This is a genomic window from Stenotrophomonas sp. CFBP8994, assembly GCF_034044835.1.
Lineage (GTDB): Bacteria > Pseudomonadota > Gammaproteobacteria > Xanthomonadales > Xanthomonadaceae > Stenotrophomonas > Stenotrophomonas rhizophila_A.
The window spans coordinates 229,877-244,586 of sequence record NZ_JAXCWT010000004.1; the positions used below are offsets into that span (position 1 = coordinate 229,877).

Annotated in this window: 14 protein-coding genes; 13 read left to right on the forward strand and 1 reads right to left on the reverse strand. The window is 68.4% G+C overall.

The features are described 5' to 3' along the window. Positions 1-14 precede the first annotated feature (14 nt). Positions 15-929 (forward strand): homoserine kinase, encoded by a 915-nt coding sequence (locus SOM39_RS13100; protein ID WP_320458695.1) that lies wholly within the window; start codon positions 15-17, stop codon positions 927-929. Positions 930-961: 32 nt separating this feature from the next. Beyond that, positions 962-2,251, forward strand: coding sequence for a threonine synthase (gene thrC / locus SOM39_RS13105; protein ID WP_320458563.1), 1,290 nt, complete (start codon positions 962-964; stop codon positions 2,249-2,251). A gap of 147 nt (positions 2,252-2,398) precedes the next feature. Here thrC and SOM39_RS13110 read toward each other — a convergent pair whose 3' ends face one another. Beyond that, entirely contained in the window at positions 2,399-3,148 is a 750-nt protein-coding gene (locus SOM39_RS13110) for a Crp/Fnr family transcriptional regulator (RefSeq protein WP_068851409.1), read from the reverse strand. Positions 3,149-3,293: 145 nt separating this feature from the next. On the opposite strand from SOM39_RS13110, the gene hisS reads away from it, so the two are divergent. The 11 genes from hisS (at position 3,294) to SOM39_RS13165 (ending at position 14,589) form a co-directional block, all read left to right on the forward strand. Next, positions 3,294-4,691 (forward strand): histidine--tRNA ligase, encoded by a 1,398-nt coding sequence (hisS, locus tag SOM39_RS13115; protein ID WP_320458564.1) that lies wholly within the window; start codon positions 3,294-3,296, stop codon positions 4,689-4,691. A gap of 800 nt (positions 4,692-5,491) precedes the next feature. Beyond that, the gene (locus SOM39_RS13120) at positions 5,492-5,818 is read left to right on the forward strand and encodes a YerC/YecD family TrpR-related protein (protein ID WP_068851414.1); all 327 of its coding nucleotides are present in this window, start codon (positions 5,492-5,494) and stop codon (positions 5,816-5,818) included. Positions 5,819-5,829: 11 nt separating this feature from the next. Then, positions 5,830-6,741: an ATP phosphoribosyltransferase gene (hisG, locus tag SOM39_RS13125; RefSeq protein ID WP_217538852.1), complete on the forward strand. Its 912-nt coding sequence runs from the start codon at positions 5,830-5,832 to the stop codon at positions 6,739-6,741. After that, positions 6,738-8,033 carry a histidinol dehydrogenase gene (gene hisD / locus SOM39_RS13130; RefSeq protein ID WP_320458565.1) on the forward strand — a complete coding sequence of 432 codons (1,296 nt, stop codon included), beginning with the start codon at positions 6,738-6,740 and terminating at the stop codon, positions 8,031-8,033. Before hisG ends, hisD begins: the two co-directional genes overlap by 4 nt. Next, positions 8,030-9,118 (forward strand): histidinol-phosphate transaminase, encoded by a 1,089-nt coding sequence (hisC, locus tag SOM39_RS13135; RefSeq protein WP_320458566.1) that lies wholly within the window; start codon positions 8,030-8,032, stop codon positions 9,116-9,118. Before hisD ends, hisC begins: the two co-directional genes overlap by 4 nt. Continuing rightward, entirely contained in the window at positions 9,115-10,188 is a 1,074-nt protein-coding gene (gene hisB, locus SOM39_RS13140; protein WP_184123782.1) for a bifunctional histidinol-phosphatase/imidazoleglycerol-phosphate dehydratase HisB, read from the forward strand. The genes hisC and hisB overlap by 4 nt, the downstream gene beginning before the upstream one ends. After that, on the forward strand, positions 10,185-10,787 hold the full coding sequence (gene hisH, locus SOM39_RS13145; RefSeq protein ID WP_320458567.1) for an imidazole glycerol phosphate synthase subunit HisH: 603 nt from the start codon (positions 10,185-10,187) through the stop codon (positions 10,785-10,787). Before hisB ends, hisH begins: the two co-directional genes overlap by 4 nt. Continuing rightward, positions 10,784-11,518, forward strand: a complete 735-nt coding sequence (gene hisA / locus SOM39_RS13150) for a 1-(5-phosphoribosyl)-5-[(5-phosphoribosylamino)methylideneamino]imidazole-4-carboxamide isomerase (protein ID WP_320458568.1) — start codon at positions 10,784-10,786, stop codon at positions 11,516-11,518. The genes hisH and hisA overlap by 4 nt, the downstream gene beginning before the upstream one ends. Beyond that, positions 11,512-12,288, forward strand: coding sequence for an imidazole glycerol phosphate synthase subunit HisF (gene hisF / locus SOM39_RS13155; protein ID WP_093534485.1), 777 nt, complete (start codon positions 11,512-11,514; stop codon positions 12,286-12,288). The genes hisA and hisF overlap by 7 nt, the downstream gene beginning before the upstream one ends. Next, the gene (gene hisIE, locus SOM39_RS13160) at positions 12,278-12,901 is read left to right on the forward strand and encodes a bifunctional phosphoribosyl-AMP cyclohydrolase/phosphoribosyl-ATP diphosphatase HisIE (protein ID WP_320458569.1); all 624 of its coding nucleotides are present in this window, start codon (positions 12,278-12,280) and stop codon (positions 12,899-12,901) included. Before hisF ends, hisIE begins: the two co-directional genes overlap by 11 nt. Before the next feature lie 89 nt (positions 12,902-12,990). Continuing rightward, complete coding sequence (locus SOM39_RS13165) at positions 12,991-14,589, forward strand: calcineurin-like phosphoesterase family protein (RefSeq protein ID WP_320458570.1); 1,599 nt, start codon at positions 12,991-12,993, stop codon at positions 14,587-14,589. The last annotated feature ends 121 nt before the right edge of the window (positions 14,590-14,710 follow it).

Sequence of the window (14,710 nt, forward strand, 5' to 3'; positions counted from 1 at the left end):
ATCCAGACGACGTGCTGGAGGCGCGCGCGTTCTCGCCGGCATCGGTGGGGAATGTCGCGGTGGGGTTCGACATCCTCGGCCATGTCATCGCGGGGGTGGGCGACACCGTGACCGTGCGCCGCACTGACGCGCCGGGCGTGCGGATCCTCGCGATCCGCGGCACCACGGTGGATCTGCCGCTGGTGGCGGCCGACAACACCGCAGGGGCAGCGCTGCTGGAGATGATCGACGCGCTTGGGTTGCCGTTCGGCTTTGAACTGGAGATCGACAAGGGCATCGCGCTGGGCTCGGGCATGGGCGGCTCGGCGGCGTCGTGCGTGGCCGCGCTGGTGGCGGCCAATGCGCTGCTGGATACGCCGCTGTCGCGCGAGGCGTTGTATCCGTTCGCGCTGAGCGGTGAGGCGGTGGCCAGTGGCGGCCGGCATGGCGACAACCTCGGGCCGATGCTGCTGGGCGGGTTGGTGCTCAGCACGGCGGACCGGCTGGTGAGCATCCCGGTGCCCGCCGGGTGGTACAGCCTGCTGGTGCATCCAGACGCCGTCCTGGAAACCCGTCGTGCGCGCGCGGCACTGCAAGGCAACTACCACCTTTCCGAATTCGTCACGCAAAGCGCGAACCTGGCGCTGGTGTTGAGCGGCTGCTTCCGCGGAGATGCCGAGCTGGTGCGCGCCGGCCTGCGCGACGTGCTGGTGGAACCGCGTCGCGCCGGCCTCATCGAGGGGTTTGCCGCGGCGCGCGACGCTGCGTTGGCGGCCGGTGCACTGGGCGCCAGCATTTCGGGGGCCGGCCCCAGCGTGTTCGCGTGGTTTGACAGCCAAGCGGCGGCGCACGCCGCGCAACACGCCGTGCAGGCCGCTTTTGCCGTTGCTGGTTTCGACAGCCAGGGCTGGGTATCGCCGTTGAACGCGCCCGGGGCATGCCTGCTGTGAGCGCGCTTTCCACTCTTCTGCCAGGATCTTCCATGCAATTCGTTTCGACCCGTCACGCCGCACCTGCAGCCACCCTGAGTGCGGCCATCGCCGCCGGCCTGGCCCCCGATGGCGGGCTGTATGTTCCGCAGCAGCGACCCCAGGCGCAGCGCTGGCAGGCGCAGGGCAGCCTGGCGCGCAACGCCGAAGCGGTGCTGGCGCCGTTCTTCGCCGGTGACGCGCTTGCGCCGCACCTGGCCACGTTGTGCGCGGAGGCCTTCAATTTCCCGGCACCGCTGCGTGCGCTGGCCACCCCGGGCGACCACGTGTTGGAGTTGTTCCATGGGCCGACCGCCGCGTTCAAGGATTTCGGCGCGCGTTTCCTTGCGGCCAGCCTGGCCCAGCTACAGCGTGACCGTGCCCGCCCGCTGACCATCGTGGTGGCCACCTCGGGCGACACCGGCGCGGCCGTCGCGGCCGCGTTCCATCGCCAGCCGGGCATCCGCGTGGTGGTGCTGTATCCCGATGGCCGGGTATCGCCGCGCCAAGCGCACCAGCTGGGCTGCTTCGGCGACAACATCCACGCGCTGCGCGTGGCCGGTTCGTTCGACGACTGCCAGGCGATGGTGAAGCAGGCCCTGGGCGACCGCGAGCTGCAGGCAGAGGTTCCCCTGAGCTCGGCCAACAGCATCAGCCTCGGCCGATGGCTGCCCCAGATGAGCTACTACGCCGACGCGGCGCTGACCCACCATGAGGCGACCGGCGAGGTACTGAACCTGGTGGTGCCCACCGGCAACCTCGGCAACGCGATGGCAGCGGTACTTGCCCGCGCGATGGGCCTGCCGCTGGGGCAGATCGCACTGGCCACCAATGCCAACGACGTGCTGCCGCGCTTTTTCCACGGCGGTGGATACCGGCCGCTGCACAGCGTAGCCACCCTGGCCAACGCGATGGACGTCGGCGCGCCCAGCAACTTCGAGCGGCTGCGCTGGCTGTATGAAGACGACGATGATGCACTGCGCGCGGCGTTCCGCGTCGAGGCGGCTGACGATGCGGCGATCCGCGAACTGATCGCCCGGCGCCATGCGGCAGCGGGCGAGGTCTTCTGCCCGCATACCGCCACGGCGGTGAAGCTGCTAGAACACCTGCGCGCCGAAGGCGTGCAGGGCCATTGGGCAGTCGCCGCAACCGCACATCCAGCCAAGTTCGAATCAGTGGTCGAACCGCTGATCGGCCGCCCCATCGAGGTACCGCCAGCACTGTCGGCGCTGTTGGAACGCCCCGCGCACGCCGAACCCTGCCCACCGCATTACACGGCGCTGCGCGAATTCCTGCTGTCCTGATGTATCCAGATCCCAACCCGGGACGTAGCAATTCGTAGGGTCGACCGTTGGTCGACCACCGCGCAACGCGCGGCGCAAGCCTCAAAAACCGCACTGTTTCGGCTGATGCACACCCAGCCGGAGTTTAAAGGTGACCGAAGCTACCCCTCAGCCCCCGCACAGCACCTGCAACCCGGCCTCATCCAGAATCTCGACGGTGTTCAGGTGGGGCAGGGCAATCAAGCCCTGCTGCCGGAGCTTGGTGAATGTGCGGCTCACCGTTTCCATGGTCAGGCCAAGATGGTCGGCAATGTCGCTGCGCCCCATCGGCAAGATCACCCGCAACCCATCCCCGCCCAGCCGCGCTTCACGCGCGGCCAGCCGCAGCAGGAAATCAGCCAGCTTTTCGGCGGGCTGCAGGCGGCCCAGCGCCAGCGCGGCATCGGCTGCTTCGTCCAGCGCCTGGCAGGCGCGCTGCAGCAGCTTGCGCTCCAGGTGCGGATAGCGTGCGCGCAGGTCCTTCATCGGGGCCAGGCCCACGCGGCAGACCCGGCTGTCGGCAATGGCTTCGATGTCGTAGCGGTGATGGTCGCTGCCGGTCAGCCCGAGATAATCACCGGGCAGCACGAATCCGCTGACCTGGCGGCGGCCATCTGCCAGGGTGCGGACCAGCCGCAGCGCGCCTTCGGTCAAGGTATAGACATGTTGGCGGGCCTCGCCAGCGCGGACCAGGGTGGCCCCCAGCGGCAGCGGCTGCGACACCGTGACCCGTTCCAGGGCCTGGACTTCATCGGGCGACAGCGCCGAACACACGGCCAGGTGGCGCACCGAGCAGTGCAGGCAGTCACGCAGCGGCGAGCAGCCCGGTGCGGGATCTTCTACAGCGGCAACGGCGGTTCCGGAGTGGGGCCGGGTCATGTCGAACCAGGGAGCGGGGCCTGCCTATGATACGTCATGCGGCCGTTGGCCAAGTTCGACGCGGCCGATGACGGCCGCGCGGCCCGGCTGCGGCTAGAATATGCAGCTCGCTCTTCCCCCAAGTTCCCCCGCAGGAGTCCCGCAAGTGATCAAGCCCCGTACGCCGCCCGGCATCATGGAACTGCTGCCGCGCGAGCAGATCGCGTTCCAGCGCATGCTGGACGTCATCCGCCGCAATTACGAGCGGTTCGGGTTCCTGCCGGTGGAGACCCCGGTGTTCGAGCTGTCCGACGTGCTGCTGACCAAGTCCGGTGGCGAGACCGAGCGCCAGGTGTATTTCGTGCAGTCGACCGGCGCGCTGGCCAACGCGGCCGAAGCGGGTGACAAGAGCCTGCCGGAGCTGGCGCTGCGCTTCGACCTGACCGTGCCGCTGGCGCGCTACGTGGCCGAGCACGAACACGACCTGACCTTCCCCTTCCGCCGTTACCAGATGCAGCGGGTGTACCGCGGCGAGCGCGCCCAGCGCGGCCGGTTCCGCGAGTTCTACCAGTGCGACATCGACGTGATCGGCAAGGACAGCCTGAGCACCCGCTATGACGCCGAAGTGCTGGCGGTCATCCATGCGGTGTTCGCGGAGCTGCGCATCGGTGATTTCTCGGTCCAGCTGAACAACCGCAAGCTGATGCGCGGTTTCTTCGAAAGCCTGGGCGTGGCCGACGGCGAGCGCCAGATGGCGGTGCTGCGCGAGGTCGACAAGCTCGACAAGCGCGGCCCGGATTACGTGCGCGAAACGCTGACCGGCGAAGGCTTTGCGATTCCGGCCGAACAGGTGGACCGGATCCTGGCGTTCGTGGCGGTGCGCTCGAGCAGCCACGCTGACGCGCTGGCGCAGCTGGACGCGCTGATCGCCGACGGCACTGCGAGCGAGACGCTGAAACTCGGTGTGGCCGAGCTGCGCGAGGTGCTGCAGCTGGTGAAGGCGCTGGGCGTGCCGGAAACCGCGTACTGCCTGAACTTCTCGATCGCCCGCGGCCTGGATTACTACACCGGCACGGTGTACGAAACCACGCTGACCGACCACCCGCAGATCGGGTCGATCTGTTCGGGCGGCCGTTACGAAGACCTGGCCAGCCACTACAGCAAGTCCAAGCTGCCGGGCGTGGGCATTTCCATCGGCCTGACCCGCCTGTTCTGGCAGCTGCGCGAGGCGGGGCTGATCGCGGGCATCGAAGACAGCAGCGTGCACGCGCTGGTGGCGCTGATGGACGACAACGGCCTGGCCGATTCGCTGGATATCGCCCGTCGCCTGCGCGTGGGCGGGATCAACGCTGAAGTGCAGATGGAGCCGAAGAAGATCGGCAAGCAGTTCCAGTACGCGGCCAAGGCAGGCATCCGCTTCGTGGTGCTGGCCGGTGAAGACGAGCTGGCGCGCGGCGTGGTGGCGGTGAAGGATCTGCTGCGCGAGCAGCAGTTCGAGGTTGCCCGCGACGAGCTGGCTAGTGCATTGCAGGTGGAGCTGGAGCAGACGCGCGCGATGGCGTGACGTTCGCTACTGCCTGATGACAACAACGGCACCTTCGGGTGCCGTTGTTGTTTCTGGGTGTCTGATTGCGGGATTTCACTGTGCACCGGGCGTTGCCCGGTGCTTCCATGCATCCAGCCGAACAGCCTGTTTGCACGCTATCCCTGGTTTGGCGGGACGGTGCGGGTTTGCGGGACACGCCGTGAATCCGTCCTTGGAGGCTTGGCAAAAACATCCATGTTTTTGACAGTCCCGCAAACCCGCCCCGTCCCACCTTCGACGGGTGGCTGGTGGCCAGGGGTAACAGCGAAAGCGTCTTCGTTTCCGGGTCATGCGTTATCGCATGTGGATGGTTTCCTGGCAGTCGTCTTACGACCGACCCTACCGCTGCGGACGTCATGGATAGCAGCGGCAGGGTCGGTTTCCAGACGGCCGCACGGAACAACTCAACGCCCGGTAACGCATGAAAAAACATCGAACCCGGCCTTTGACGTTCCATGGCCACCAGCACACCGTCGAGGGACGGCGGGGGCGGGTATGCGGGACCGTAGAAAACATGGATGTTTTCTACGAGCCCCCATGGACGGGTTCACGGCGTGTCCCGCATACCCGCACCCGCCGGCCCAGCCCGGGCCATGCAAGGGCCGCCAGCTGTTCGCGCAGATCCATCACCAGCCGGGCACCGCCCGGCGACGGATCGGGTAGCTCGATCCCCGCTGGAACGGTGGCCTTAACCTGAACGGAGGAAACGGGGAGTGGAAGCCGATTTGGCACCAGCCCGCTTTTGCGCTAATGTAATAGCACGCTATTACATTGATACGATGAAAATCCGCCCTGTTCCCCGTGAGAAAGATCCCCAGGCCGACCTGGACAGCCTGGCTGGCGCCTTTGCCGGCCTGTCCAGCGCCGGGCAGGTGACTGCGTTCCTGCGCGACCTGTGCACCCCGGCCGAGTTGGAGGCGCTGTCCGACCGCTGGAAGGTAGTGCCGCTGCTGCGGCAGGGCGTGCCGTATCGCGAAATCCATGAATTGACCGGTGTCAGCGTGACCACCACCGGGCGCGTGGCGCGCTCGCTGGACCATGGCCACGGCGGCTATGCCGCCGCCATTGCCGCGACCGCCACGCCTGCAGCCCCCGAATCCGAGTAGAGACCTCCCCCATGAGTGCAACCCAGACCGCCCCGGCACGTGACCGGCTGCGTATTGCCATCCAGAAGAGCGGGCGCCTGGCCGAACCGGCGCGCAGCCTGTTGACCGCCTGCGGGCTGAGCTGGCGGCAGAGCCGCGACAAGCTGTTCTGCTACGGCGAATCGCTGCCGGTGGACCTGCTGCTGGTGCGCGATGACGACATCCCCGGCCTGATCGCCGACGGCGTCTGCGATTTCGGCATCGTCGGCCGCAATGAACTGGACGAGCAGGGCGCCGCGCGCCGCCGCGTCGGCCTGCCCGATGCCTACCAGGCGCTGCGCGGCCTGAACTTCGGCCAGTGCCGGCTGATGCTGGCCGTGCCCGAGGAATGGGACTGGCAGGGCGTGCAGCAGCTGGCCGGCAAGCGCATCGCCACCAGCTACCCCGCGATCCTGGCCGACTGGCTGGCCGAGCGCGGCGTGGATGCCCAGGTGGTGGAGCTGTCCGGTTCGGTGGAGATCGCTCCGCGGCTGGGCACCGCCGACCTGATCTGCGACCTTGTCTCCAGCGGCGCCACTTTGGCCGCCAACCAGCTCAAGCCGGTGGAAACGCTGCTGGAAAGCGAAGCCGTGCTGGCCGGCCCGGTGAAAACCCCAGACGATGCCCGCGCTGGCCTGATGGCCATGCTGCTGCGCCGCCTCGACGGCGTGGTGAAGCTGCAGGACAGCAAGCTGCTGATGTTCCGCGCCGAACTGGACCGCGTGTCTGAACTGGCCCGCCTGTTGCCCGATGCCGACCCGCTGGTGCAGTTGCCCGATGATGGCGGCCACCTGCGTTTGCAGACCATGTGCCACGGCGCATTGACCTGGCAGCGGTTGGAAGAGCTGGAGCGCGCAGGCGCCCAGGGGTTGATGGTATTGAGCGTGGAGCGGTCGCTGGCATGAATCGTCTGCAATGGTCCCAGTTGAGCGACAGCGAACAGGCACAGGCGCTGCAGCGTCCGGTGCAGGCCGTGGCCGCGCGTACCCGCGAATCGGTGGCCGCGCTGATCGCGGCGGTGCGTGACGATGGTGATGCCGCCCTGCGCGAAATCAGCCTGCGTTTCGACGGCGTGGCCCCGGCCTCGTTTGAAGTAAATGATGAGGAGTTCGCCGCCGCCGAGCGTGCGGTACCGGTCGAGCTGCGCCAGGCGATGACCGAGGCCGCCGAGCGCATCCGCCTGTTCCACAAGGCCGGGATGAGCCAGGGTTATGCGGTGGAAACCGCGCCGGGCGTGCGCTGCGAACGCATGGTGCGGCCGATTGGCCGCGTCGGCCTGTACGTTCCGGCGGGCAGCGCGCCGCTGCCGTCCACCGCGTTGATGCTCGGCGTGCCGGCGCAGCTGGCCGGTTGCCGTGAAGTGGTGCTGTGCACCCCGCCACGCCGAGATGGAAGCGCCGATCCGGCCGTGCTGGTCGCCGCGCGCCTGACCGGCGTGCACCGCGTGTTCAAGCTGGGCGGTGCGCAGGCGATTGCCGCCATGGCCTACGGAACGGCCAGCGTACCTGCCTGCGACAAGCTGTATGGCCCGGGCAACAGCTACGTGACCGAAGCCAAGCAGCAGGTCGCCCAGGATGGCGCGGCGGCGATCGACATGCCGGCCGGCCCTTCCGAAGTCCTGGTGATCGCCGATGCCGGCGCCAACCCCGCCTTCGTCGCCGCCGATCTGCTATCGCAGGCCGAACACGGCCCCGATTCGCAGGTGCTGCTGCTTACCGATGATGCCGACATGCTGGCCAGGGTCGAGGCGCAGGTGCAGGCACAGTTGGCGCAGCTCTCGCGCGCCGACATCGCCGCGCAGGCATTGCAGTCCTCGCGCCTGATCCTGGTCGATTCGCTGGTGCAGGCCTTCCAGATCAGCAACCGCTACGCCCCCGAGCACCTGATCCTGGCGCTGCGCGAACCGCGCGACTGGCTGGCGCAGGTGGAAGCGGCCGGTTCGGTGTTCCTGGGCGATTACACCCCCGAAGCGCTGGGCGATTACTGCAGCGGCACCAACCACGTGCTGCCCACCGCCGGCGCCGCGCGTGCCTACAGCGGGGTGAGCGTTGCCAGCTTCCAGAACATGATCAGCGTGCAGGCCGCCACCGCACAGGGCATCGCCGCCATCGGCAACTGCGCGCGCGTGCTGGCGCGTGCCGAAGGGCTGGACGCGCACGAGAACGCGGTGGCACTGCGCATGGAGACGGCCGCATGAGCGCCGGTACCGTGCTCGACCTGGTGCGCAGCGACCTGCGCGCGTTCGCCGGATATTCCTCGGCGCGCAGCAGCGCGCTGGTGGGCGACGTATGGCTCAACGCCAATGAATCGGCCTGGGCCAATCCTGCCGACGCGCAGGGCATCGCCCGCCGCTACCCCGAACCGCAACCCGAAGCGCTGCGCGCGCGGCTGGCCGCGCTGTACGGCTGCTCCGCCGACCAACTGCTGATCGGCCGTGGCAGCGATGAAGCCATCGACCTGCTGGTGCGCGCACTGTGCGAACCCGGCCGCGACGCCGTGCTGGTGACCCCGCCGGTGTTTGGCATGTATGCGGTGTGCGCGCGCCTGCAGAATGCACCGCTGCTGGAAGTGCCGCTGCGGGATGCCGGGGATGCGTTGGAGGCGGATATCGACGCCATCATCGCCGCCGCCCTGGCAGGCAATGCCAAGCTGGTGTTCCTGTGCACGCCGTCGAACCCGGCCGGCAGCACGATCTCGCTGGACGACATCGAACGCGTTGCCCGGGCGCTGCAGGGCAGGGCACTGGTGGTGGTGGATGAGGCCTACGGCGAGTACGCGGAGCAGGCATCGGCCACCAGCCTGCTGGCGCACCGTGACAACGTAGCGGTGCTGCGCACCTTGTCCAAGGCCCACGCCCTGGCCGCCGCGCGGATCGGCAGCCTGATCGCCGCCCCCGCGTTGATCCAGACGCTGCGCCGTTGCCAGGCCCCGTACCCGGTGCCCGCGCCGTGCACTGCACTGGCCCTGGCCGCGCTGGAACCGGCCGCGCTTGAGGTCACCGCGTCCCGCGTGGCCCAGATCAAGGCCGAACGTGGCCGCCTGGCGGCGGCCCTGCAGCAGGCTGCCGGCGTGGTCCGCGTGTACCCCTCGCAGGGCAACTACCTGCTGGTGCGGTTCAGTGACGCCCAGGCCGCGTTCGACGCGCTGCTCGCCGCTGGCGTGGTGGTGCGCGACCAACGCGCCGCGCCGCAACTGCACGATGCACTGCGCATCACCGTTGGCAGCCCGGAGGAGAACGACCGCGTGCTCCAGGTACTCAGCGCCCGGAGGGCCGCCGCATGACCCCCATCCTGTTCGTCGACCGCGACGGCACCCTGATCGAAGAGCCCGCCGATTTCCAGATCGACGCGTACGAAAAGATCCGCTTCGTGCGCGATGTGATCCCCGCGATGCTGAAGCTGCGCGATGCCGGCTACCAGTTCGTGATCGTCAGCAACCAGGACGGGCTGGGCAGCGAAGGCTATCCGCAGGCCTCCTTCGACGGCCCCAACGACCTGATGCTGCAGATCTTCGCCAGCCAAGGCATCGTGTTCCGTGACGTCTTGATCGATGGCACCTGGCCGCACGACAACGCGCCCACGCGCAAGCCCGGCATCGGCATGATGTTGCCGTACCTGCAGGACCGCAGCATCGACTGGGCGCGCTCGGCCATGGTCGGTGACCGCCCGACCGATATCCAGTTCGCGCAGAACATGAACATTCGTGGCTTCCAGCTGCGCACCGCACAGTTTGGTGGTGAGTGGGACTGGAACGGCATCGCCCATGAACTTGCCGATGCGCCACGCCGCGCCACCGTACAGCGCAACACCAAGGAAACCCGCATCCGGGTCGAGGTCGACCTGGACCGCACCGCCGAACCGCAGACGCACACCGGGCTGCCGTTCTTCGACCACATGCTGGAGCAGATCGGCAAGCACGGCGGTTTTGCATTGAGCGTGCAGGCCGAAGGCGACCTGCACATCGACGAGCACCACACCATCGAAGATACCGGGCTGGCGCTGGGCCAGGCCCTGCGCGAAGCACTGGGCGACAAGCGCGGGATCGGCCGCTACGGCTTCACCCTGCCGATGGACGAAACCCTGGCCAGCGCCGCGCTGGACTTCAGCGGCCGCCCATACTTCGTGTTCGAAGGCGAGTTCAAACGCGAGCGCGTGGGCGACATGCCGACCGAGCTGGTGCCGCACTTCTTCCGCTCGCTGTGCGATGCCTCGGGCCTGAACCTGCACCTGAGCGTGCGCGGCGACAACGACCACCACAAGGTGGAAGCCTGCTTCAAGGCGCTGGCCCGCGCACTGCGCCAGGCGCTGCCACGGCAGGGCACGGCGCTGCCCAGCACCAAGGGGGCGCTGTGACCGACGTTGCCCTCATCGATGCCGGCGGCGCCAATCTCGGCTCGGTGCGCTACGCACTGGAGCGACTGGGGGCACGCGTGCAACTGGTGCGCGATGCGGCGGGCCTGCGCGGCGCAACGCGGGTGATCCTGCCCGGCGTGGGCGCGGCGCCGCACGGCATGGCACGCCTGCATGCGCAGGACCTGGTGCAGCCGCTGCGTGAGCTGCAGGTGCCACTGCTGGGCATCTGCCTGGGCATGCAGCTGCTGTTTGAACACTCCGAAGAGGGCAACGTGGAATGCCTGGGCCTGCTGCCGGGCGTGGTCCGTCACCTGCACCCGGCCACCGGCATCCGCGTCCCGCACATGGGCTGGAACCGGCTGCTCCCGCTGCGCCAGGCCGCGTTGATGGACGGCGTGGCCGACCGCGCCAGCGCCTACTTCGTGCACAGCTATGCCGCCCCCTTGAACGAACACACCGTGGCCGCCTGCGACCACGGCGGCCTGTTCGCGGCAGTGGTGCAGCGCGGCCGCCACAGTGGCGCGCAGTTCCACCCCGAGCGTTCCGCCGCCACCGGCGCGCGGATCCTGCGCAACTTCCTCGAGAACGAACCCGCATGAGTTTCACCGTCTATCCCGCGTTGGACATCCGTGAGGGGCGCGTGGTGCGCCTGCTGCAGGGCGACTACGCCCAGCAGACCACCTACGGCGACGATCCGCTGCCGCGCGCGAAGGCGTTCGCTGCAGCGGGTGCGAGCTGGATGCACCTGGTCGACCTGGACGCCGCGCGTGCCGGCGGCTACACCCTGGCCCCGCTGCTCAGCGCAATTGCCAGCGAAAGTGGCCTGAAGGTGCAGACCGGTGGCGGCATCCGTCACCGCGACGATGTGGCGCGGCTGCTGGATTCCGGCGCGGCGCGCGTGGTGGTGGGCTCGGTGTCGGTACGCGAGCCGGAGACCGTGATCGGCTGGCTGCAGGCGTTCGGCGCCGACCGCCTGACCATCGCACTGGACGCGCGCCAGGCCGACGACGGCCGCTGGCTGCTGCCGGTCCATGGCTGGACCGAAACCGCCGACGTGACTCTGGACGAGCTGGCCCAGCGCTATGCGCAGGCCGGCATGCGCCACCTGCTGTGCACCGATATCGCCCGTGACGGCATGCTGTCCGGCCCCAACATCGACCTCTACCGTCATCTCTCCAACCTGCTGCCTGGCGTAGCGGTGCAGGCCTCGGGCGGGGTGCGCAGTGGCGCAGACGTGGCCGACGCAAAGGCCGTCGGCTGCGGCGGGGCGATCCTCGGCAAGGCGCTGCTGGAAGGCCGCATGACCCTGCAGGAGGCGCTGGCATGTTGAGCCGCCGGCTGATTCCGTGCCTGGACGTGCGCGATGGCCGCGTGGTCAAGGGCGTGCGCTTCCGCGATCACGTGGACATGGGCGACATCGCCGAACTGGCGCTGCGCTACCGCGACCAGGGCGCCGACGAGCTGGTGTTCTACGACATCGGCGCCAGCCCGGAAGGGCGCGCGGTGGACGTGGGCTGGATCGAGCGGATCGCGCGGCTGATCGACATTCCGTTCTGCGTGGCGGGTGGCATCAGCGACGTGGAGACCGCCCGCCGCGTGCTGTATGCCGGCGCGGACAAGATATCGATCAACTCGCCGGCGCTGGGCCGCCCCGCGCTGATCGAAGAGCTGGCCGATGCTTTCGGCGTGCAGTGCGTGGTGGTCGGCATCGATTCGGTGCGCGAGCCTGATGGCGAGTGGCGCGTGCGCCGCTTCAGCGGCGACCCGGACAAGACCCAGGCGGTGCCGGTGCGGACCCTGGACTGGCTGGTGGAAGCCCAGCGCCGTGGCGCCGGCGAGATCGTGCTCAACTGCATGGACAGCGACGGCGTGCGCCGCGGCTACGACGTGGCCCAGCTACGCCAGGCGCGGGCGCTGTGCAGCGTGCCGCTGATCGCCTCCGGCGGTGCCGGCGACATGCAGCACTTCGCCGATGTGTTCGACCAGGCCGATGTTGACGGCGCCCTGGCCGCCAGCGTGTTCCACAGTGGCGCCATTGCCATTCCCGCGCTCAAGCAGTTCCTGCGCGAGCAGCAGATCGAGGTTCGTGATGTCTATTGAAGTATTGCCCTCCCGTGATTCGCTGGAACAGCTGGACTGGGCCAAGGGCGATGGGCTGTTGCCCGTGGTGGTGCAGGACGCCGACACGCTCGCGGTGCTGATGCTGGGCTACGCCAACGCCGAATCGCTGGCGCTGACCCTGGAAACCGGGCACATGACCTTCTACAGCCGCAGCAAGCAGCGGTTGTGGACCAAGGGCGAATCGTCCGGCAACGTGCTGGCGGTGGTCGCCGTGCGCGTGGACTGCGACCGCGACACCCTGCTGGTGAGCGCGCGCCCGGCTGGCCCGACCTGCCATACCGGCAGCGAAAGCTGCTTCGCCCAGGCGCCTGGCAATTTCCTCGGTCGCCTCGACGCGCTGGTGCGCGAACGCGAACAGCAGCGCCCGGCCAACAGCTACACCACCACCCTGTTCGAGCAGGGTCTGCGCCGGATCGCGCAGAAAGTGGGCGAAGAGGGCGTAGAGACGGCACTGGCTGGCGTGGTGCAGGACGATGGAGCGTTGCTGGGCGAATCGGCCGACCTGCTGTTCCACCTCACCGTGCTGCTGCGCGCCCGTGGGCTGTCGCTGCAGGATGCGGTGGGGGTGCTGGTGGCCCGCCACGCCGGTTGAGCGGGAAGCACGTCATTTAACGTCGTTGAAACGGGCCACAGGGGATGATGTGCGGCTTTACAATCGCCCACCTCCAACGGAACGCCTCGATGACCCGCACTGCTGCCTGGCTGGCCTGCCTGCTGTTGATGTCCGCACCTGCCTGGGCCAGCGAGGCCACCGTGACCGGCAAGGTCTACCAGGAGCGCGACGGCAAGCCCGGTCGCGGCCCGACCGACCCGGCGCTGGCAGGGGTGCAGGTCTCCAATAGTGAGCAGATCGTGCGCACCGCCGCCGACGGCAGCTACAGCCTGCCGGTGCGCGATGGCCAGACCGTGTTCGTGATCAAGCCCGACGAATTCCGCTTCCCCGTCGCGGCCAACGGCATGCCCAGCTACTGGCGGCACTACGCCCCACAGGGGTCGCCGCGGTTGAAGTACGACGGCATCGCCGCCACCGGCGGCAATGTACGCAACTGGGATTTCGCGCTGGAGCCGGTCAAGGACGCCGACGCCGCACGCGCCGGCTTCGAGATGCTGGCGTTCACCGATTCGCAGACCGCCAGCCGCCAGGACGTGGGCTATTACCATCGCGCCATCGTCGAACCGATCATCGGCAAGCATCCGGCGCGGCTGGGCACCACGCTGGGCGACATCGTCAACGACGATCTGTCGCTGTACCCGCAGATCAACAAGGCCACCGCACAGCTGCAGGTGCCGTGGTTCCATGTGCCGGGCAACCACGACCTGGACATGGATGCCGGCGATGACCGCCATTCGCTGGACAGCTGGCGCGCGGTCTATGGCCCGGACACCTACGCGGTGGAGGAGGGCGGCGCCAGCTTCGTGTTCCTGGATGACGTGGTGTATGACCCGCCGGCGAAGCCGAAGTACGTCGGCGGCCTCCGCCCGGACCAGTTCACCTTCCTGGCCAACTACCTCAAGAGCGTGCCGCGTGACCGCCTGCTGGTGCTGGGCATGCACATTCCGCTGTTCGATGCCGCGCCGGGCCGCGAGACCTTCCGCCACGCCGACCGCGCGCGCCTGTTCGCCCTGCTCAAGGATTTCCCGAACGTGCTGGTCCTCAGTGGGCACAGCCACACCCAGCAGCACTACTACCACGGTGCGGCCGAAGGCTGGCAGGGCAGCAAGCCGCTGCATGAGTACAACGTGGGCGCGGCCTGCGGTGCGTTCTGGTCAGGCGTGAAAGACAGCAGCGGCATTCCAGATGCCACCATGAGCGACGGCACCCCGAACGGGTACGCAGTGCTCTCGGTGAAGCCGGGTGGCGAGTACGGCCTGCGCTATTACGTGGCGCGCGCGCCGGATGATTACCAGATCGCCCTGCACGCGCCCAAGGTGCTGCGCAAGGGCGCCTACCCGGCCTGGGGCGTGTACGCCAACGTGTTCATGGGCCAGGCCGACACGCTCGTGGAGTATCGCGTCGACGATGGCGCGTGGCAGAGCATGAAGCGGGTGGAGCAGCCGGACCCCCGCCTGGTGGTCGAGAACGTCGCCGACGACACCGCCGAACGCCTGCGCGGTTTCGACCGCTCGCCCGAAGCCACGCCCTCGCCGCACCTCTGGCGCGCCGCGCTGCCGACGGATCTGGCCGCTGGCGCCCACAAAGTGGACGTCCGCGCGGTCCACGCTGACGGCCCCACGGCAACGGCCAGTACCACCTACCGCCTGCAGGTAGCCAACCCGTAACGGTCCAGGGCGCACACCGCAATACGCCCAGGTACGGCAAACCCCGGCTTTGCAAAGCCAACACGATCACCGAAAATCCCGGCAATGACATCGAATCCACCCAAGGCCTGCGCGTGAGCGT

Coding starts and splice junctions, on each gene's coding strand:
- thrC (WP_320458563.1), top strand. CDS start 962: ATGCAATTCGTTTCGACCCGTCACGCCGCACCTGCAGCCACCCTGAGT.
- SOM39_RS13110 (WP_068851409.1), bottom strand. CDS start 3,148: ATGACCCGGCCCCACTCCGGAACCGCCGTTGCCGCTGTAGAAGATCCC.
- SOM39_RS13120 (WP_068851414.1), top strand. CDS start 5,492: ATGAAAATCCGCCCTGTTCCCCGTGAGAAAGATCCCCAGGCCGACCTG.
- hisG (WP_217538852.1), top strand. CDS start 5,830: ATGAGTGCAACCCAGACCGCCCCGGCACGTGACCGGCTGCGTATTGCC.
- hisD (WP_320458565.1), top strand. CDS start 6,738: ATGAATCGTCTGCAATGGTCCCAGTTGAGCGACAGCGAACAGGCACAG.
- hisC (WP_320458566.1), top strand. CDS start 8,030: ATGAGCGCCGGTACCGTGCTCGACCTGGTGCGCAGCGACCTGCGCGCG.
- hisB (WP_184123782.1), top strand. CDS start 9,115: ATGACCCCCATCCTGTTCGTCGACCGCGACGGCACCCTGATCGAAGAG.
- hisA (WP_320458568.1), top strand. CDS start 10,784: ATGAGTTTCACCGTCTATCCCGCGTTGGACATCCGTGAGGGGCGCGTG.
- hisF (WP_093534485.1), top strand. CDS start 11,512: ATGTTGAGCCGCCGGCTGATTCCGTGCCTGGACGTGCGCGATGGCCGC.
- hisIE (WP_320458569.1), top strand. CDS start 12,278: ATGTCTATTGAAGTATTGCCCTCCCGTGATTCGCTGGAACAGCTGGAC.
- SOM39_RS13165 (WP_320458570.1), top strand. CDS start 12,991: ATGACCCGCACTGCTGCCTGGCTGGCCTGCCTGCTGTTGATGTCCGCA.